This is a genomic window from Hymenobacter ginkgonis, assembly GCF_009755225.1.
GTDB classification, from domain to species: domain Bacteria; phylum Bacteroidota; class Bacteroidia; order Cytophagales; family Hymenobacteraceae; genus Hymenobacter; species Hymenobacter ginkgonis.
In genome coordinates this window covers 1,040,824-1,058,728 of record NZ_WQKZ01000002.1, presented here as the reverse complement: position 1 = coordinate 1,058,728, position 17,905 = coordinate 1,040,824, and the positions used below count along the sequence as shown (strand labels likewise).

The 17,905-nt window shown below is 51.9% G+C and carries 30 protein-coding genes; all 30 read right to left on the bottom strand.

The window, feature by feature from the left end:
- Positions 1 to 96 precede the first annotated feature (96 nt).
- Positions 97 to 702, bottom strand: coding sequence for a 30S ribosomal protein S4 (gene rpsD, locus GO988_RS10280; RefSeq protein WP_157564873.1), 606 nt, complete (start codon positions 700 to 702; stop codon positions 97 to 99).
- A gap of 26 nt (positions 703 to 728) precedes the next feature.
- A complete protein-coding gene (gene rpsK / locus GO988_RS10275) occupies positions 729 to 1,121 on the bottom strand; it encodes a 30S ribosomal protein S11 (protein ID WP_068340513.1) in 393 nt (130 codons plus the stop codon).
- A gap of 88 nt (positions 1,122 to 1,209) precedes the next feature.
- On the bottom strand, positions 1,210 to 1,587 hold the full coding sequence (rpsM, locus tag GO988_RS10270; RefSeq protein ID WP_157564870.1) for a 30S ribosomal protein S13: 378 nt from the start codon (positions 1,585 to 1,587) through the stop codon (positions 1,210 to 1,212).
- 113 nt (positions 1,588 to 1,700) lie between these two features.
- On the bottom strand, positions 1,701 to 1,817 hold the full coding sequence (gene rpmJ / locus GO988_RS10265; RefSeq protein ID WP_068340511.1) for a 50S ribosomal protein L36: 117 nt from the start codon (positions 1,815 to 1,817) through the stop codon (positions 1,701 to 1,703).
- Between the two features lie 23 nt (positions 1,818 to 1,840).
- Complete coding sequence (infA, locus tag GO988_RS10260; protein ID WP_035567874.1) at positions 1,841 to 2,059, bottom strand: translation initiation factor IF-1; 219 nt, start codon at positions 2,057 to 2,059, stop codon at positions 1,841 to 1,843.
- Positions 2,060 to 2,064: 5 nt separating this feature from the next.
- Complete coding sequence (map, locus tag GO988_RS10255) at positions 2,065 to 2,847, bottom strand: type I methionyl aminopeptidase (RefSeq protein WP_157564867.1); 783 nt, start codon at positions 2,845 to 2,847, stop codon at positions 2,065 to 2,067.
- Between the two features lie 9 nt (positions 2,848 to 2,856).
- The gene (gene secY / locus GO988_RS10250; RefSeq protein ID WP_157564864.1) at positions 2,857 to 4,173 is read right to left on the bottom strand and encodes a preprotein translocase subunit SecY; all 1,317 of its coding nucleotides are present in this window, start codon (positions 4,171 to 4,173) and stop codon (positions 2,857 to 2,859) included.
- Positions 4,174 to 4,189: 16 nt separating this feature from the next.
- Positions 4,190 to 4,636 (bottom strand): 50S ribosomal protein L15, encoded by a 447-nt coding sequence (gene rplO / locus GO988_RS10245; RefSeq protein WP_157564862.1) that lies wholly within the window; start codon positions 4,634 to 4,636, stop codon positions 4,190 to 4,192.
- 15 nt (positions 4,637 to 4,651) lie between these two features.
- Complete coding sequence (gene rpmD / locus GO988_RS10240; RefSeq protein ID WP_157564859.1) at positions 4,652 to 4,831, bottom strand: 50S ribosomal protein L30; 180 nt, start codon at positions 4,829 to 4,831, stop codon at positions 4,652 to 4,654.
- A gap of 7 nt (positions 4,832 to 4,838) precedes the next feature.
- The gene (gene rpsE, locus GO988_RS10235) at positions 4,839 to 5,453 is read right to left on the bottom strand and encodes a 30S ribosomal protein S5 (protein ID WP_133656913.1); all 615 of its coding nucleotides are present in this window, start codon (positions 5,451 to 5,453) and stop codon (positions 4,839 to 4,841) included.
- 6 nt (positions 5,454 to 5,459) lie between these two features.
- Positions 5,460 to 5,810, bottom strand: a complete 351-nt coding sequence (gene rplR / locus GO988_RS10230; protein WP_133656912.1) for a 50S ribosomal protein L18 — start codon at positions 5,808 to 5,810, stop codon at positions 5,460 to 5,462.
- Between the two features lie 9 nt (positions 5,811 to 5,819).
- On the bottom strand, positions 5,820 to 6,377 hold the full coding sequence (gene rplF / locus GO988_RS10225; protein ID WP_157564856.1) for a 50S ribosomal protein L6: 558 nt from the start codon (positions 6,375 to 6,377) through the stop codon (positions 5,820 to 5,822).
- Between the two features lie 21 nt (positions 6,378 to 6,398).
- Positions 6,399 to 6,797: a 30S ribosomal protein S8 gene (gene rpsH, locus GO988_RS10220; protein WP_157564854.1), complete on the bottom strand. Its 399-nt coding sequence runs from the start codon at positions 6,795 to 6,797 to the stop codon at positions 6,399 to 6,401.
- 327 nt (positions 6,798 to 7,124) lie between these two features.
- Positions 7,125 to 7,394, bottom strand: coding sequence for a 30S ribosomal protein S14 (rpsN, locus tag GO988_RS10215; RefSeq protein ID WP_157564852.1), 270 nt, complete (start codon positions 7,392 to 7,394; stop codon positions 7,125 to 7,127).
- On the bottom strand, positions 7,394 to 7,951 hold the full coding sequence (rplE, locus tag GO988_RS10210) for a 50S ribosomal protein L5 (RefSeq protein WP_133656908.1): 558 nt from the start codon (positions 7,949 to 7,951) through the stop codon (positions 7,394 to 7,396). The genes rpsN and rplE overlap by 1 nt, the downstream gene beginning before the upstream one ends.
- A 12-nt stretch (positions 7,952 to 7,963) precedes the next feature.
- Positions 7,964 to 8,227, bottom strand: a complete 264-nt coding sequence (rplX, locus tag GO988_RS10205) for a 50S ribosomal protein L24 (protein ID WP_157564850.1) — start codon at positions 8,225 to 8,227, stop codon at positions 7,964 to 7,966.
- Positions 8,228 to 8,230: 3 nt separating this feature from the next.
- The gene (rplN, locus tag GO988_RS10200; protein ID WP_068340463.1) at positions 8,231 to 8,599 is read right to left on the bottom strand and encodes a 50S ribosomal protein L14; all 369 of its coding nucleotides are present in this window, start codon (positions 8,597 to 8,599) and stop codon (positions 8,231 to 8,233) included.
- A gap of 9 nt (positions 8,600 to 8,608) precedes the next feature.
- Positions 8,609 to 8,908 (bottom strand): 30S ribosomal protein S17, encoded by a 300-nt coding sequence (gene rpsQ, locus GO988_RS10195; RefSeq protein WP_133656906.1) that lies wholly within the window; start codon positions 8,906 to 8,908, stop codon positions 8,609 to 8,611.
- 2 nt (positions 8,909 to 8,910) lie between these two features.
- A complete protein-coding gene (rpmC, locus tag GO988_RS10190) occupies positions 8,911 to 9,120 on the bottom strand; it encodes a 50S ribosomal protein L29 (RefSeq protein WP_157564848.1) in 210 nt (69 codons plus the stop codon).
- 4 nt (positions 9,121 to 9,124) lie between these two features.
- Complete coding sequence (rplP, locus tag GO988_RS10185) at positions 9,125 to 9,553, bottom strand: 50S ribosomal protein L16 (protein WP_157564846.1); 429 nt, start codon at positions 9,551 to 9,553, stop codon at positions 9,125 to 9,127.
- 91 nt (positions 9,554 to 9,644) lie between these two features.
- A complete protein-coding gene (rpsC, locus tag GO988_RS10180) occupies positions 9,645 to 10,547 on the bottom strand; it encodes a 30S ribosomal protein S3 (RefSeq protein WP_157564844.1) in 903 nt (300 codons plus the stop codon).
- A 6-nt stretch (positions 10,548 to 10,553) separates the two neighbouring features.
- The gene (rplV, locus tag GO988_RS10175; protein ID WP_157564841.1) at positions 10,554 to 10,979 is read right to left on the bottom strand and encodes a 50S ribosomal protein L22; all 426 of its coding nucleotides are present in this window, start codon (positions 10,977 to 10,979) and stop codon (positions 10,554 to 10,556) included.
- 1 nt (position 10,980) lies between these two features.
- Entirely contained in the window at positions 10,981 to 11,259 is a 279-nt protein-coding gene (rpsS, locus tag GO988_RS10170; protein WP_068340444.1) for a 30S ribosomal protein S19, read from the bottom strand.
- A 3-nt stretch (positions 11,260 to 11,262) separates the two neighbouring features.
- Positions 11,263 to 12,090, bottom strand: a complete 828-nt coding sequence (gene rplB / locus GO988_RS10165; protein ID WP_133656901.1) for a 50S ribosomal protein L2 — start codon at positions 12,088 to 12,090, stop codon at positions 11,263 to 11,265.
- A 33-nt stretch (positions 12,091 to 12,123) separates the two neighbouring features.
- Complete coding sequence (gene rplW, locus GO988_RS10160; RefSeq protein WP_157564839.1) at positions 12,124 to 12,411, bottom strand: 50S ribosomal protein L23; 288 nt, start codon at positions 12,409 to 12,411, stop codon at positions 12,124 to 12,126.
- A complete protein-coding gene (gene rplD, locus GO988_RS10155) occupies positions 12,411 to 13,067 on the bottom strand; it encodes a 50S ribosomal protein L4 (protein ID WP_157564837.1) in 657 nt (218 codons plus the stop codon). The genes rplW and rplD overlap by 1 nt, the downstream gene beginning before the upstream one ends.
- 19 nt (positions 13,068 to 13,086) lie before the next feature.
- Positions 13,087 to 13,707, bottom strand: a complete 621-nt coding sequence (gene rplC / locus GO988_RS10150) for a 50S ribosomal protein L3 (RefSeq protein ID WP_157564835.1) — start codon at positions 13,705 to 13,707, stop codon at positions 13,087 to 13,089.
- Between the two features lie 225 nt (positions 13,708 to 13,932).
- Positions 13,933 to 15,195, bottom strand: a complete 1,263-nt coding sequence (locus tag GO988_RS10145) for an O-antigen ligase family protein (RefSeq protein WP_157564833.1) — start codon at positions 15,193 to 15,195, stop codon at positions 13,933 to 13,935.
- Positions 15,196 to 15,396: 201 nt separating this feature from the next.
- On the bottom strand, positions 15,397 to 15,702 hold the full coding sequence (rpsJ, locus tag GO988_RS10140; RefSeq protein ID WP_068340426.1) for a 30S ribosomal protein S10: 306 nt from the start codon (positions 15,700 to 15,702) through the stop codon (positions 15,397 to 15,399).
- 48 nt (positions 15,703 to 15,750) lie between these two features.
- Positions 15,751 to 17,889 (bottom strand): elongation factor G, encoded by a 2,139-nt coding sequence (fusA, locus tag GO988_RS10135; protein ID WP_157564831.1) that lies wholly within the window; start codon positions 17,887 to 17,889, stop codon positions 15,751 to 15,753.
- Positions 17,890 to 17,905: the final 16 nt, after the last annotated feature.

The following is a 17,905-nucleotide window of genomic DNA, read 5'->3' as shown; positions in this document are numbered from 1 at the left end:
GCCACAATTCAAATTCAACTTGGATTGTTAAGCGCAGCCCCAGCTTAGCACAAGTGCGGCCCGAACCAAGTCCGGGCCGCACCACTGTGCCAAATATTACTTCGAATACAGTTCGACGATGAGCTGCTCCGAGATTTTCTCGGGGATAAGCTCACGCGACGGCATGTTGGTGAATTTGCCCACCATCTCTTTGCCGTCCCACTCCAGCCACGAGAACTGACGCGAGTTGCGCACCGTCAGGCTAGTAGTGATAGCTTCAAGCGACTTCGATTTCTCGCGAACCCCAACTTGGTCGCCAGGACGCAGCTTGTACGAAGGAATGTTTACTACTTCACCATTTACCGTGATGTGCTTGTGCGACACCAATTGGCGAGCTGCACGGCGGGTGCTAGCGATGCCAAAACGATAAACCACGTTGTCCAAACGCGACTCCAACAAGCCAAGCAGGTTGTCGCCGGTAATGCCGGGCAGTACCGCTGCTTTGTGAAACAGGTTCTCGAAGTACTTCTCAAGTACGCCGTATAGGTATTTAACCTTTTGCTTCTCCATCAACTGGACAGCATATTCCGACTGCTTCTTGCGGCGGCCACGACCATGCTGGCCGGGGGGATAGTTCTTTTTGTTGAGCGCTTTGCTCGGACCGAAAATCGGCTCCGAAAAGCGACGGGCGATTTTGGCGGTAGGGCCAGTATAACGTGCCATGTGGTATTACTAACAGAAATGAAAAATCAAACGCGGCGACGCTTAGGCGGGCGGCAGCCGTTGTGCGGCAGCGGCGTCACGTCGCGGATGGTCGTCACTTCAATGCCCACGTTACCTAGTGCGCGGATAGCCGACTCACGGCCAGCACCCGGGCCTTTCACGAAGATTTCGGCTTTGCGCATACCTAAGTCATGGGCTACTTTGCCGCAATCCGTAGCTGCCATTTGAGCAGCATAGGGAGTGTTTTTCTTCGAGCCCCGGAAGCCCATTTTACCGGCCGAAGCCCAGGAAATAACCTGGCCATTCGAATTGGTAACCGAGATGATAATATTGTTAAAGGAGGCGCGGATGTGGACTTGGCCCACCTGCTCCACCACGACAAGCCGCTTTTTGGCTTTGTCTTTTCTTTTTTGTGCCATTTGGTTATCGCTAAAACACGGCAGGTGTTGTTCTCCCTACCCCTTTGCCCATAAGTAAGGGGGTAGGAAGGACGATTGCCGCTATGAATTATTTCGTTGCTTTCTTCTTACCAGCAACAGTCTTGCGCTTGCCCTTACGGGTACGCGAGTTGTTTTTGGTGTGCTGGCCACGAACTGGCAAGCCTTTGCGGTGACGCAGGCCGCGGTAGCAGCCGATATCCATCAGGCGCTTAATGTTGAGCTGAATTTCTGAGCGCAGAACGCCTTCGGTCTTATGCTCAGCCGCGATGATGGCGCGAACCTCGCCAGCTTCAGCCTCTGTCCAATCTTTCACTTTCTTGTTGGTGTCGATACCAGCTTTAGTTAGGATTTTAACCGAGTTGCTCCGGCCAATGCCGAAAATGTAAGTCAGGGCGATTTCGCCGCGCTTGTTGTCCGGGATGTCTACCCCTGCGATACGAGCCATAGTGGTTGTGAGATGTTTGCGGACCAGAAAGCCCGGCAGCGGCTTGGAAGGCGACCCAGCGATAAAAAGTTCACTGAGTCAGTACCCAAGGCTCCGGGTTTCTGAAAATTGATTTAGCCCTGACGCTGCTTAAAGCGAGGGTTCTTCTTGTTGATAACGTAGAGCTTGCCGTTGCGACGGATGATTTTGCAATCAACGCTACGTTTCTTCACCGAGGTTTTTACTTTCATGACCTTGAAAAGAACGAAAAAAATTACTTGTAACGATACTTAATGCGGCCTTTCGACAAGTCGTAAGGCGACATTTCGAGCTTTACCTTGTCGCCGGGCAGAATCTTGATGTAGTGCATCCGCATCTTGCCCGATATATGGGCAATCAGCTGGTGGCCATTTTCCAATTCCACGCGAAACATGGCGTTAGAAAGGGCTTCGAGGATGGTACCGTCCTGCTCGATGGAGGCTTGTTTTGCCATAAGGGCTATTGCAGTGCTTTTTCTATGTATTCAAACGAGGTCAGAATTTCTGCCTTGTCTTTCCTAACAACAACCGTGTGCTCAAAGTGCGCAGCTGGCTTTTTATCACGCGTCCGGATAGTCCAACCATCCTTCTCTTGCACCACGTCCTTCTTACCAAGTGTTACCATCGGTTCGATGGCGAGGGTCATGCCAGTTTGTAGAAGTGGTCCTGAGCCCCGCTTGCCATAGTTTGGCACCTCAGGCTTTTCGTGAAGCTTAGCCCCAACTCCATGTCCTACCAATTCGCGTACTACACCGTAGCCCTTGGTAGACACATAGTTTTGAATGGCATAGCTAATATCCCCAACACGGTTGCCAACCACAGCCTGCTCGATACCTTTATACAACGATGCTTCAGTTTCCTTTAGCAACTGTCGTACTTCCGGTGACACCTCCCCAATTGGATAAGTGTAGGCACTATCTGCGTGATAGCCATTGAGGAATACCCCGCAGTCTACCGTCAGGATGTCCCCGCTTTTCAGCGGTTCATCGGTAGCAAACCCGTGCACTACTACCGAGTTCGGGCTCAGGCAGCAGCTATATGGAAAACCATATAATCCTTTGAACGAAGGGGTAGCTCCGTGGTCGCGAATGAACTCTTCGGCACGGCGGTCTAACTGCCGCGTCGTGACTCCTTCGCGCACCAGCGTAGCTACCTCGCCGTGGGTACGCGCCAGTAGTTGCCCAGCAGCACGCATTAAGTCTATTTCTTCTTCAGTCTTAAACAGAATAACACCAGTTGCCATTTTGCTATCTTACGAGGCAATAGCTATCGGTTGCGAAGGCCGACCACGCAATTTGCCCGATTTCATCATGCCATCGTAGTGACGCATCAGCAGATAGCTTTCTACTTGGTTGAGCGTATCAAGTACCACGCCTACCATAATGATAAGCGAAGTCCCTCCGTAAAACAATGAAAGCGGACGCGTAACCCCTAATAGTAGGGCTAGAGTAGGAAAAATGGCAATGAGAGCCAGCGCCACGGCGCCCGGTAATGTCACCCGCGTCAGAATTTCGTCAATAAACTCCGATGTGTCGCGGCCCGGTTTTACGCCCGGCACGAAACCACCACTCCGCTTTAGGTCGTCCGCAATCTGATTTGGGTTAACGCTAATAGCAGTATAGAAGTAAGTGAAGATGACAATTAACAGCGCGAATACCGTATTGTACACCCAATGTTCAGGCGAGAAATACGCAGCAATTGTTGCAGCCAAGTCACTATTCTTATCCCAAGCCGAAGCAGCAATACTCGGCACGAACATCAGCGACTGAGCGAATATGATAGGCATAACGCCAGCGGCATTAACCTTTAACGGAATGAACTGACGTTGCGCGTCGAGTTGCGTAGCACCACCTACCTGCTTAGCATATTGCACTGGAATGCGGCGAACAGCTTGCGTCAGCACGATTACGGCCATTACTACTAAGAACAGAACCACTAGTTCTAGCAGGAAAATCAACGACTTATTGACGCCTTTAGCAGCAGCCTCGCCGATGAGAGCGCCGGGGAGGCGCGACACGATACCAATCATGATAATCATGGAAATACCGTTGCCGATGCCTTTATCGGTGATTTTCTCACCCAGCCACATGCAAAACAGCGTGCCCGCCGTGATGATGAGCATGGTCGAGATGGTGAAGAAGGTACCGGGAGTAATAATGGCCTCGGCATTAATCGTCGCCAAGAAACCCACAGACTGTGCCATCACAATCGGGATGGTAAGCACTCGGGTGTATTGGTTGATTTTTTTCCGGCCTGACTCGCCTTCTTTCTGAAGCTTTTGGAAATAAGGTACAGCTATTGTGAGCAACTGCAACACAATAGAAGCCGAGATATAAGGCATAATACCCAGCGCGAAAATCGACGCGTGGCTAAATGCTCCACCAAGCAGAGTATCCAGAATACCGAATACACCGCCTGTGCCTTGCTTCAAACGCGTAGGGTCCACGCCGGGCAATACTACGTAGCAGCCCAGCCGGTAGATAGCAATGAAAAACAGCGTATTGAGGATTCGCGTACGCAAATCCTCAATCGCAAAAATATTCTTTATCGTGTTGATAAACTTATTCATTGCTCGTGTTTAGCAGTTACAGCGTAACAACTTTGCCACCAGCCTTTTCGATAGCCTCAACGGCCGATTTCGAGAAAGCGTGAGCGTGTACTTCCAAAGCAGTGGTGAGTTCACCACGGCCGAGGATTTTGATTTTGGCGTTCTTCGACACCAGACCAGCGCCTACGAAGTAAGCTTGGTCCATCGAAGTTACGGCACCACCTTCGAGCAGACTCTGAAGCACGTCCAGGTTGATGCCTTTAAACTCCACGCGGTTGATGTTCGTGAAACCGAACTTCGGCACACGGCGCTGCAAAGGCATTTGACCGCCTTCAAAGCCCGACTTGCGCGAGTAGCCCGAGCGCGACTTGGCACCCTTGTGACCACGGGTAGCGGTACCGCCGCCGCCCGAGCCTTCACCACGACCGAGACGCTTGTTGTTGCGCGTTGCGCCAGCGGCGGGTTTTAGATTGGAAAGATTCATGACTGGGATAAACGCTTACAGTTCGGTTACTTCCAGCAGGTGCTGAATCGACTTTACCATGCCCAGGATGCTGGGATTGGCTTCGTGCGTAGCAGTGCTGTTCATTTTATTGAGGCCGAGGGCCTCCACGGTACGCTTCTGACGCTCGGGGCGGTCAATAGCGCTGCGCACGAGCTTTACTTGAATCTGTGGCATGGTCATACTAACCGTTAAATACGCGAGCGAGTGAAATACCACGAGCCTGAGCAATTTGCATTGGGTCGCGCATTTTAGCAAGAGCAGCAAAGGTAGCCTTTACCACGTTGTGGGGGTTCGACGAGCCTTTCGACTTAGCCAGTACGTCTTTGATACCAGCCGATTCGAATACGGCGCGCATGGCACCGCCAGCAATTACGCCCGTACCAGCCGCAGCGGGCTGCACGAGTACGAAACCTCCACCATAGCGGCCTTCCATTACGTGAGGAACGGTGTGCTTGTATAGCGGCACTTTCACCACGTTTTTGCGAGCGTCGTCAATGCCTTTGGCAATGGCGTCGGTTACCTCGTTGGCTTTGCCCAGGCCGTAGCCTACGTTGCCTTTGCCGTCGCCTACCACTACGATAGCCGAGAAGCTGAAGCGACGACCACCTTTCACCACTTTGGCTACACGGTTGATGGCTACTACTTTCTCTTTGAAATCCGAATCGCCCTGTACCGAGCTATCGTTGCCGCGGCCACCGCGGTCGTTGCCGCGACGGTCGTTGCCGCCCCGGTTGTTGCCACCGCGGTCGTTTCCACCAGGAGCGCCACCACGGTTGTTGTTGTTATACTCTGCCATGATGCCTTAGAAATTGAGGCCGCCTTCGCGGGCTCCTTCAGCTAGTGATTTAATACGACCGTGATACAGGTAGCCCGAGCGGTCGAACACCACTTTCGTGATGCCAGCCTCTTGCGCCTTGGCGGCGATTTCGCGGCCTACGGCGGCGGCCAGAGCCACTCCGTTACCACCTTCGGCGGTTACCTTTTTCGACGAAGCGGCAGCCAGCGTGCGGCCAGCCGTGTCGTCAATAATCTGGGCATAGATGCCCGTGTTGGAGCGGAACACCGACAGGCGCGGGCGCTCCGACGTACCGGACACTTTCGTGCGGATGATGCGCTGAATGCGCTTCCGGCGGGATGCTTTATCGAAAGCCATGATACTAGATTACTTTTTAGCGGCAGTCTTGCCGGCTTTACGACGAACAATCTCACCCACAAAGCGCACGCCTTTGCCTTTGTAAGGCTCTACTTTCCGCAACGAGCGGATTTTGGCGGCTACCTGACCGATAAGCTGCTTATCAATGCTATTCAGGGTAACAATGGGGTTTTTACCTTTTTCAGTAACGGCGGTAGCTGATACTTCAGGAGGCATAGCCAGATACACGTTGTGCGAGTAGCCAAGCGACAATTCCAATGATTTACCAGCGATGGTGGCTTTATAGCCTACACCTACCAACTCAAGCTTGTGCTCGTAGCCGGTGTTAACGCCAGTAATCATGTTGTTGATGAGCGAGCGGTACAGGCCATGCATAGCTTTGTGGCGCTTTTGCTCCGTAGGGCGGGTCACCACTACGTTACCATCTTCCATAGCTACCGCGATGTCGCGGTCTACAGCCTGGGTCAAGGTGCCTTTCGGGCCTTTCACCGTTACGGTGTTCTCGTTGTCGACCGATACCTGCACGCCAGCGGGCAGTGCAATCGGCAGTTTACCAATGCGGGACATATAGATACTAGGGCTTAGCGGTTAGTACACGTAGCACAGCACCTCGCCGCCCACGTTCTCGTTTTTAGCCTCCTTCTCGGTCATTACCCCTTTCGAGGTCGATAGGATGGCGATGCCCAAACCACTCAATACGCGGGGCAGGTTGTCGGCCGCGCGGTATTGGCGCAGGCCGGGCGTGCTCACGCGGTCCAGCTTAGTGATAGCGGGAGCCTTCGTAGTGGGGTTGTACTTCAGGGCGATTTTAATCACACCTTGGGCCGAAGTATCATCAAAACGGTAGCTCTGAATGTAGCCCTTGTGATAGAGCACTTTCGTGATTTCCTTTTTAATGTTGCTGGCCGGGATTTCCACTACCCGGTGGTTCGCCTTAAGGGCGTTACGCAACCGGGTGAGGTAATCGGCAATCGGGTCAGTATTCATTTAGTTTAAATAGGCCCTGGTTATGGGACCGCAAAGATAAGAAAATTTCGACGCACTAGCTACTGCCGTACAACGAAATTTCAGTTAAGACTACTGGGCTCGGCTGTCGGGGCCGGCCCATGGTTTCTTTCGGCAACCTGCCAAATGAGTGGGTGAACCCACGGTGTACCTTAAGCTTTTTCGGGGTGCAAAGGTAGCAGGAAGTCTGGCACTTATGCAAGGAGCTAGGCAAATTTTATTCCTTATCCCTCTCCTAGCCCAAAGAAAATTCCCAAGCCAAGGTCCAAAAACCTCAACTTGGGAATCAATTCTTAGCAGCTTACTAGACTACCAGCTCGACTTGGTCACGCCGGGAATCTTACCAGCCAGCGCCATTTCGCGGAAGCGAACGCGGCTGATGCCAAACTTACGCATGTAGCCACGGGGGCGGCCATCAATCATGTCGCGGTTGTGCAGACGTACGGGCGACGCGTTGCGGGGCAGCTTGTCGAGGCCAGCGTAGTCGCCGGCAGCTTTCAGTGCCTTACGCTTATCAGCGTAGCGGGCTACCAGGGCAACGCGCTTGCGGGCCCGGGCTTTGATGGATTCTTTAGCCATTATTCAGCTTCCTTTTTAGCGTTGGCGAAGGGCATACCGAAAGCACGGAGCAGCTCATAGCTCTGCTCGTCGTTTTCGGCCGTCGTTACGAAGGTGATATCCATACCAGAGATGCCTTTGATTTTATCAATCGAAATCTCGGGGAAGATAATCTGCTCCTTCACGCCAAGGGTATAGTTACCCCGGCCGTCGAAGCCCTTGTCGTTGATGCCTTTGAAGTCCCGTACACGGGGCAAGGCAACCGTCAAGAGACGGTCCAGGAATTCGTACATCCGCTCGCCGCGCAGCGTAACGCGCGCACCGATGGGCATACCTTCCCGGAGTTTGAAGTTCGAAACTGAGCGCTTAGCAATGGTTGGAACAGCTTTCTGACCAGTAATGGTCGTCAGCTCCTCTACCCCGTTGTCAACCAATTTCTTGTCAGCAACAGCGGCACCGATGCCCCGGTTGATGCAGATTTTGGTGATGCGCGGTACCTGCATGATGCTCTTGAACTGGAATTTCTCCTGGAGCGCGGGTACTACTTCTTTCTGATATTTATCTTTTAGTCGAGCCATTATCGTAACGAATTAAGCGTTGGCCGAATCAACCTTCTTCACGTTCGACACGTGCATGGGGCTCTCGATTTTGGTAATGCCACCCTGGGGGTTCTTGGCACTCGGCTTGTTGTGCTTCGTTACCAGGTTCAGGCCTTCTACGATAACGCGCTGCGTAGAGCGGTTTACCGATTTGATGGTGCCGGTTTTGCCGCGCTCGTCGCCGGCAATAACCTTCACGAGGTCGCCGGATTTCACGTGCAGTTGCACGACCGGGGCTTTTGCTTTGGTTGCCATTGGTTAGATTACTTCGGGGGCCAGCGATACGATTTTCATGAACTGCTTCTCGCGCAATTCGCGGGCTACTGGCCCGAAGATGCGCGTGCCGCGGGGCTCGTCGTTGTTGTTGAGCAGTACGGCCGCATTGTCATCGAAGCGGATGTAAGAACCATCTTTACGACGGATTTCTTTCTTCACGCGCACGATAACAGCCTTGCTAACAGTACCTTTCTTGGCATTGCCCGAAGGAATAGCCGACTTGATAGCTACCACGATTTTATCACCAACCGTAGCGTACTTCTTGCCCGTGCCACCCAGTACGCGGATGCAGAGCACTTCCTTGGCACCGCTATTGTCGGCTACCGTGAGGCGGGATTCTTGCTGTATCATCGTTCAGGATTATTTAGCACGTTCAACAATTTCAACCAAGCGCCAGCGCTTGGTCTTGCTCAGGGGGCGGGTGCTCATGATACGCACCAGGTCACCTTCGCCACACTCGTTTTTCTCGTCGTGGGCGTGGAACTTGGTGGTCTTGCTCACGAACTTGCCGTAAATCGGGTGCTGGTGTTTTGCAACTACCGCAACCGTGATGGACTTATCCATCTTGCTGCTGGTCACCTTGCCCACAATCTCCTTGCGCATGTTGCGGTCCGAAGCGTTGTCGTGAGCCGGCAACAGGTTTTCTTGAGTCGGTTCCATTACTAAGCTTTGTTAGAAGCCTGCTCATTGTTCCGACGCGAAACTTCCGTTTGCAGGCGAGCAACGGTTTTGCGGTTGGCCTTCAAGCGGCCGGGGTTTTCGAGCGGGCTGATAGCGTGCGCAAAGCGCATCTGCTGGCCGTTGGTTTGCTCGGTTTTTAGCTGAGTGCGCAGGTCTTCTACCGACAGGGCGCGGATTTCTTCGTTTTTCATCGGATTAAGCAACGTTCTCTACGTAGTCGCGACGAACTACAAATGAGGTACGAACCGGCAGCTTTTGAGCAGCCAGACGCAGCGACTCTTTTGCGGTTTCGAGGCTAACGCCGTCCGATTCAAACATGATTTGGCCAGGCTTCACGCAGGCTACCCAATACTCAGGCGAACCTTTACCCTTACCCATCCGCACTTCAGCAGGCTTTTTGGTAATTGGCTTATCTGGGAAAATGCGAATCCATACTTGCCCTTCGCGTTTCATGGCACGGGTCATGGCAATACGAGCAGCCTCAATCTGGCGAGCCGTAATCCAAGAGATTTCCAGTGACTTAAGCGCGAACGAACCGAAGTCTATGGAGCTGCCGCGGTAGGCTAGGCCTGTTACGCGACCCTTTTGCATCTTGCGATACTTGGTCCTTTTCGGTTGTAACATTTGAGTAAAAAAAGAAAACTTGAAAAATATTAGCAGTGAACCGTACCCTGAACGAAAAGATTCAGGATACGGCTCAGACTAGTTTAATTGCTTAGCGACGAGGACCGCCACCTTGGCCGCCGCGGTTGCCACCGCCAGCGGGGCCACCACCTTGACCACCACGGTTGCCACCGCCACCTTGGCCGCCTTGACCACCACGGGGGCCGCCAGCTGCGCCATCACGGCGCGGGCCACGGTCACCACCACGGTCGCCATCACGACGAGGGCCACGGTCGCGGTCACCATCGCGGCGCGGGCCACGGTCGTTGCCGCGTCCACCTTCGCCACCTTGCTGACCAGCAGGCACTTGGTTGGGCGAGAGGTCGGGCTTGCCGAATACTTCACCGCGCATTACCCACACCTTGATGCCGATTTTGCCGTACACCGTCTGGGCTTCCGACAGAGCATAGTCGATGTCGGCGCGCAACGTGTGCAGCGGGGTACGACCTTCTTTGTATTGCTCCGAGCGCGCAATCTCGGCACCACCTAAGCGGCCACCGCACTGAATTTTGATGCCTTCAGCACCAGCCCGCATAGCAGCCTGAATAGACATCTTCATGGCGCGACGGAACGAGATACGAGCAGCCAACTGCTGAGCGATGCTCTCACCTACTAGGCGAGCGTCCAGCTCAGGGCGCTTAATCTCGAAGATGTTGATTTGAACGTCCTTCTTGGTGATTTCCTTGAGTTCGTCCTTAATCTTATCAACCTCCTGGCCGCCTTTACCGATTACCACACCCGGACGAGCCGTGTTGATGGTGATGGTAATCCGCTTCAGGGTACGCTCGATAACGATGCGCGAGATACCGCCCTTTTGGATACGGGCGTTGATGTACTTGCGAATTTTCTCGTCTTCAACGAGTTTGTCGGCAAAATCCTTGCCGCCGTACCAGTTTGAGTCCCAGCCTTTAATAACGCCGAGTCGGAAACCAACGGGATTTACTTTCTGTCCCATGATAAATTAAGCGTTGGCGGGGGTTTCAGTGGGGGTAGCAGCTGCGAGGCGCGTCAGAGCATTCAGCTCTTTCTTCGACATCTGCGACTCACGCTGCGGACCAACCGTCAGCGTGATGTGGTTCGAGCGTTTGCGGATGCGATGACCACGGCCCTGGGGGGCGGGGCGCAGACGCTTCAACTGACGTCCTTCATCTACCGAAATCTCGGTTACACAAAGGTTGGCGTCTTCGATGCGCTCCTCGGGGTTCTTCTGCTGCCAGTTGGCCAAGGCCGACAAAAGCAACTTCTCAACCTTCTCGGCACCCGAGTTGGCTTCAAAGCGAAGCAGACCGAGGGCCTGGGTTACGCGCTTGCCGCGAACCAGATTGGCTACCAGGCGCATCTTGCGCGGCGAGGTAGGCACGTTACGGAGTTTGGCTACTGCTTCCATCTTAACGCTTGCCTTTATCTTTTTTGGCGACGTGACCACGGAAGTTGCGCGTGGGCGCAAACTCGCCGAGCTTGTGGCCGACCATGTTTTCAGTTACATAGACCGGGATGAACTTGTTCCCGTTGTGGACTGCGAAGGTGTGACCCACGAAGTCAGGCGAAATCATCGAGCGGCGCGACCAAGTCTTTACCACCGATTTTTTGCCAGCGCTTTCCAGCGCTTCTACCTTTTTCTCGAGCCGGAAGTCAATGTACGGCCCTTTTTTGAGTGAACGTGCCATATATTACTTCTTGCCTTTGCGGCTGACAATCAGGTTCTCAGAATACTTGTTCTTGTTGCGGGTCTTCTGACCCTTAGCGAAGATACCGTTACGGCTACGTGGGTGACCACCCGACGATTTACCTTCACCACCACCCATTGGGTGGTCAACAGGGTTCATGGCTACACCACGAACGCGGGGACGACGACCAGCCCAACGGTTGCGACCGGCTTTGCCCATCACCACGTTCATATGGTCACCGTTCGATACCGTACCAACCGTGGCGGTGCAGGTAACAAGTACCATGCGCATCTCGCCGGAAGGCAGCTTAAGGGTAGCGTAACGCTCCTCACGAGCTACGAGCTGGGCGTAGGTGCCAGCCGAGCGAGCGATAGCGGCACCCTGACCGGGCTGCAACTCGATGTTGTGGACGATAGTACCGAGGGGCATCTCGCGGAGCGGCAAAGCATTGCCAACTTCGGGAGCTACACCAGGGCCCGATACGATAACGGTGTCTACATTCAGGCCAGCGGGGGCGATGATGTAGCGCTTCTCGCCGTCGGCGTAGTGCAGCAAGGCAATACGAGCGGTACGGTTGGGGTCGTACTCGATGGTCTTAACCGTGGCCGGAACACCGGCTTTGTCACGCTTGAAGTCCACGATACGATACTGGGTCTTGTGTCCACCGCCGATGTAGCGGTTTGACATTTTACCCGAAGAGTTACGACCACCGCTCTTTTTGAGCGAGGTCAGCAACGACTTCTCCGGCGTCGACGTCGTTAGCTCGTCGAAGGCCGGGGCCACGCGGAAGCGTTGGCCTGGCGTGGTTGGTCTAAGTTTTTTAAGTGCCATTACTAGCTAATTGGGCTTTTGCGGCGAAGGCAATTAGATATTGCCGTAGAAATCGATGATGTCACCGTCCTTCAGGGTCACAACGGCTTTTTTGCCGTGGGCGCGACGACCCGAAACCTGGCCACCTTTGGTAGCCTTCGACTTGATTTTGCCAATCGTGCGCATCGTGTTGATGCTAATCACGCTGACGCCATAAAGCTGCTCGATGTCTTTTTTAATCTGCACCTTGTTAGCCGTGCGTTCCACTTCGAATACGTAGCGGCCGCTTTCGGTGAGGCTAGTAGCCTTCTCGGTGATAATGGGGCGTTTCAGCGTGCTCATTATTCGGCGGAGTTATTAGCGGTCTCGGTATACAGTTGCTCCAGCGAACGCAGGCCATCCTCGCTCAAGAGCAGGGTGTCGGTGTTCAGCAGGTCGTGGGTATTGAGGCCCACGGCGGTCGAAATCTTCACCTTCTGCACGTTGCGGGCGCTGAGGAGCAGGTTTTTGTCGGCAGCTTCGCCAGCCACGTACAAGGTCTTGCGACCGTTGTTGAGCTTCAGGCCATCCAAAACGGCCACGAAGTCCTTCGTGCGGGGCGCACTGAACGCTAGGTTCTCAACCAAAGCTACTTTGCCTTCGCGAGCCAGCACCGAAAGGGCCGACAGACGTGCAACACGCTTGGTCTTCTTGTTCAGTTTGAAGCTGTAGTCACGCGGACGTGGACCGAACATGCGGCCACCACCTACGAACACACCCGACTTCATCGAACCAGCACGGGCACCACCGGTGCCTTTCTGCTTCTTCAGTTTCTTGGTGGTGCGGGCGATTTCGGCGCGCTCCTTCGATTTGTGCGTACCCTGGCGCTGGTTGGCCAGGTACTGCTTCACGTCGAGGTACATGACGTGCTCGTTCGGCTCGTGGCCGAACACGGCGTCGGACAGCGTAACCTTGCGGCCGGTGTCTTCGCCTTTGCTATTGAATACGGACAGTTCCATCTCTAGTAAGCTTAGCAGGTTATTTCTCCAGGTACACGTAGCCATTCTTGGCACCGGGCACCGAGCCGCTCACCAGAATCAGGTTCTTGTCAGCTACAATACGCATCACTTTCAGGTTCTGAATCTTGACGCGGTCGGTGCCCATGCGGCCACCCATGCGCATTCCTTTGAATACGCGCGAAGGCCACGAGCACGCACCGATAGAACCGGGGTGACGCAGACGGTTGTGCTGACCGTGGGTTTGACCACCCACGCCTTGGAAGTTATAGCGTTTTACAACACCCTGGAAACCTTTACCTTTCGAGGTACCTACTACGTCAACAAACTCACCTTCTTCGAACAGCGAGGTTTCAACCGTGCTGCCTAGCGTGAAGGTGGCGATGTCGTCGGTGCGAAACTCAACGAGGCGTTTCTTGGGTGTGGTGCTGGCTTTGGTGAAGTGGCCAGCCAAGGCCTTAGTGGTACGTTTAGCCTTCTTCTCGCCATAAGCGAGCTGAACAGCGTTATAGCCGTCGTTTTCGACAGTTTTAACCTGCGTCACTACGCACGGACCCGCTTCGATGAGCGTGCAGGGAATGTTCTTCCCATCCGGAGTGAAGAGGCTTGTCATACCGATTTTTTTACCGATGATGCCAGGCATTCTAGTGGATATTAAATGACACAAAAAGAAAAGGCCTGAGTGGCCTTTTCGCTAAGGGAGTGCAAAGGTAAGAGTTTTTGTTGGAAAAACCCAAACTGTAGGAGAAATAATTTTCAGCCAAGCTGTTAGCCTTGTTTCGTTTATTAAATACGTAATTATTTATATGTTTAATAAGCAAAATTCTTAACCTCAATACCAACCTTATCGAACTTTTGTTCACTCAAATCAAACGCGATATTTTGTACTATCCCCCTCTTCGGGAGCTAATGAAAGAAGAGCGAAAAAGATACTAATCAAGAGGCCAATGTGACTCTCAAGCGTGTACTCAACTAAAAATGACAAGCTAACAATCAGGTAGATAAGCAAGAATAAAATCTTACCCCGACGCAATGCATACAAAACTGGATAATAAAAACTTATCAGAAAAATTATCAATCCGATTATCCCATAAGCAGCTAAGTTATAAATAAATTGATTATGAGGCAAAACGTAACGGTCAGATTCGATTTCAGGAAACATATAACTGTATTCAATCGCCATTTTATTTGCTAAGCCAATTTTTCCTACCCCTAGCCAAGGATGTTGTCTAATTATTACACTAGCTACCTCATATGAATAGACTCTGGCTGTTACAGAATAGTTATTAGCTGATTGAACTATTGCTATCTGCTCAGTATCTGAGCGCGTATTAATAATTTTATTCTGCAGAGTAGGGAAGAATAAGAGACTAATTCCTGCCAATAAAAAAGCTGAAGTTAATATGGTAAGAACAGCTTTCCAATATCGCATCTGAATTCCAAGCCATCCTATCCAAGCCATTCCTGCTACATACATGCTCACTAAACCACTTCGAACTGCCAGCAGATGTTGAAATAGAAAAAGCAGAATTATTGCAATAGGAATTAATACTCTTTTTAAAAAACTCAGGCTATCACCTTCTCTAATCAGCATTACTAAGCCGACTATCACAGCAATACTAATTAATAGACTAAATCGAATATGGTCAGGCTCAGTCGGCATCACTTTTGATTGCAAATAAATCTTTTCTATTTGTTGAGAATGTAGCAAATAATTAATAGTAGCTCCTAAAGCAGAAAATAAACAACATCCTATCAGTAATAACCAGAGGCATTGTTTATATCGTATTAGCCAATTAGGCAATAAAGAGAAAGCTATTGGCAATAGTAAAAATGGCGACTGAAGAACTAAGTCTTGCCGAACTAGACTATCAGAAAGACTACCCCTAGCAAGAGCACTAAAAATATGCAAGCCGAATACACCAGTTAAACTTAAATAAGGTAGGTATTGACGGTTACGTACTGCATCTGGATGTTTATAAGCATATATGGTACTGGTCAAAAAAAGGCCTGCCACCCCAACACTCGGCAATATCCTTACCCATTCGGCTACAAATAGTCCAATAATCAGCAGAACACACCAAAATGCGCTTACGCGTTGGAAGCTTGCTTCTGAAAAATATTCCTGCATTCAGAAAACACTACTAATTGTTCATTGCGGCACACTTAGTACCATATCCTTTCGCAAAGGTAACCATTATACAATCCCTACCCTTGGCTTAAAATAAGTAACTATTCTATTACTTTATAAGAAGCACTATAGCTTTTGGTTCTCTGCAAATAAAAAAGCCCCATCAGCAAGGGCTAATGGGGCTTTTATTAAGAACTAAGCTCAGACTTTGATTTCAACATCCACACCACTGGGCAATTCCAGTTTCATGAGCGCGTCCACTGTTTTGCTGCTGGTCGAGAAGATGTCAACCAAACGCTTATATGTGCAAAGCTGGAATTGCTCCCGGCTTTTCTTGTTCACGTGGGGCGAACGCAATACGGTATACTTCTCTTTCTCCGTAGGTAACGGAATAGGACCGCTTACAATAGCACCGGTTGCTTTAACCGCTTTTACGATTTTCTCAGCCGATTTATCAACTAAGTTGTGGTCGTAGCTTTTCAGCTTGATTCTGATTTTTTGGTTCATGGTTTTTAGAGGCCGATTGCCTCAGAAGTGTGACAAGCTGAAAGGAAATTATTTACCGCCTTTTATCTTGGCGATGATGGCATCTGCCATGTTTTGCGGCACTGTCTCGTAATGCGAGAAGGTAAGCGAAGCCGAGGCACGGCCCGACGAAAGTGTGCGCAGGTCGGTTACGTAGCCGAACAACTCTGACAAGGGTACATCAGCTTTAATAATCTGAGCACCACCTTTGGTGTCCATGCCTTTCATCAACCCACGACGGCGGTTCAGGTCACCTGTTACCGGACCAGTATACTCATCGGGGCAAACTACCTCTACGTTCATGATAGGCTCCAGCAATTTCGGACCAGCCTTACGAGCTGCCTCACGGAAACCACCGCGGGCGGCGAGCTCGAACGACAAGGCGTCTGAGTCAACGTCGTGGAACGAACCATGGTACAGACGCACCTTCATGCCCTCAATGGGGAAGCCAGCCAGGGGACCCTGACGCATAGCCTCTTCGAAGCCCTTTTGGATGGGCTGGATGAATTCGCGGGGGATGACACCACCTACAATGGCATTATCAAACTCGAAGCCAGGCTTTTCTGGCTCGGTCTCTTTAGGACCAAGTTCAAACACGATGTCGCCGAATTTACCACGGCCACCAGTCTGTTTCTTGTACGTCTCGCGGTGGTCAACTTTCTTGGTCAAAATCTCCTTGTAAGCTACCTGTGGGGCGCCCTGGTTGATTTCAACTTTGAATTCACGACGCATCCGGTCGATGATGATTTCCAAGTGGAGCTCACCCATACCGCGCAATACGGTCTGGCCAGTCTCTTCGTCGGTGTTCACACGTAGGGTCGGGTCTTCCTCAATGAGCTTGGCGATAGCCATACCCATCTTGTCAACGTCAGCCTGTGTCTTAGGCTCGATAGCATAGCCGATTACCGGCTCAGGGAACGACATCGACTCGAGAACGACAGGGTTCTTCTCATCGGTAAGCGTATCACCCGTTTTAATATCCTTGAAGCCTACCCCGGCTGCGATATCACCTGCTTGGATGCTGTCGATTTGGTTCTGCTTGTTAGAGTGCATCTGCATAAGGCGCGAAATACGCTCCTTCTTACCAGTGCGGTTGTTCAGCACGTACGAACCACCATTCAGTACACCCGAGTAGCAACGGAAGAAACACAGACGACCTACGTAAGGGTCAGTAGCAATTTTGAACGCCAAGGCGGTGAACGGCTCCGAGTTGTCGGGGTGACGCTCTACCTCAGCACCAGTATCGGGGTTGGTACCGATGATGGCGGGCATATCGAGGGGCGACGGCAGGTAAGCCATTACGGCATCCAGCATCGTCTGTACACCCTTGTTTTTGAAAGCTGAGCCACACAACACTGGCGAGAACTTCATGTCGATTACCGCTTTGCGGATAACGACCATCATTTCTTCGCGGGTAATGCTTTCTGGGTCCTCGAAGAATTTCTCCATCAAGGTGTCATCGTAGTCGGCTACGCTCTCTATGAGCTTTTCGCGCCACTCAGCTACTGTGTCCACGAGGTCTTCGGGAACCGGAACTTCGTTGTACGATTTGCCTTCGGTAGCGTCGTCCCACACAATGGCTTTGCCAGTGAGCAGGTCAACTACACCTTTGAAAGTATCTTCAGCACCAATCGGAATTTGCAGCGGCACGGGGTTAGCGCCAAGCTTGTCCTTGATTTCAGCTACAGCCTTAAAGAAGTCGGCGCCAGCACGGTCCATCTTGTTGACGAAGCAAATGCGCGGAACACTATACTTATCAGCCTGACGCCATACGGTTTCCGATTGCGGCTCTACGCCCGAAACGGCGCAGAAAAGAGCCACAGCACCATCGAGTACGCGCAACGAACGCTCTACCTCCACCGTAAAGTCAACGTGACCAGGGGTATCAATGAGGTTGATTTTATACTGGTGCGTATCCGGAATCGTGTTGCCCTGAGCATCAGTCGGGTAGTTCCAGAAGGTAGTAGTAGCAGCCGATGTGATGGTGATACCACGCTCCTGCTCTTGCTCCATCCAGTCCATCGTAGCGGCACCATCGTGCACTTCTCCGATTTTGTGGGTTTTGCCGGTGTAATACAGAATGCGCTCCGAAGTCGTCGTCTTGCCCGCGTCAATGTGGGCCATGATGCCGATGTTGCGCAGGTATTGGAGTTCTTTATTGACTGCCATTACGGATAGGTTAATT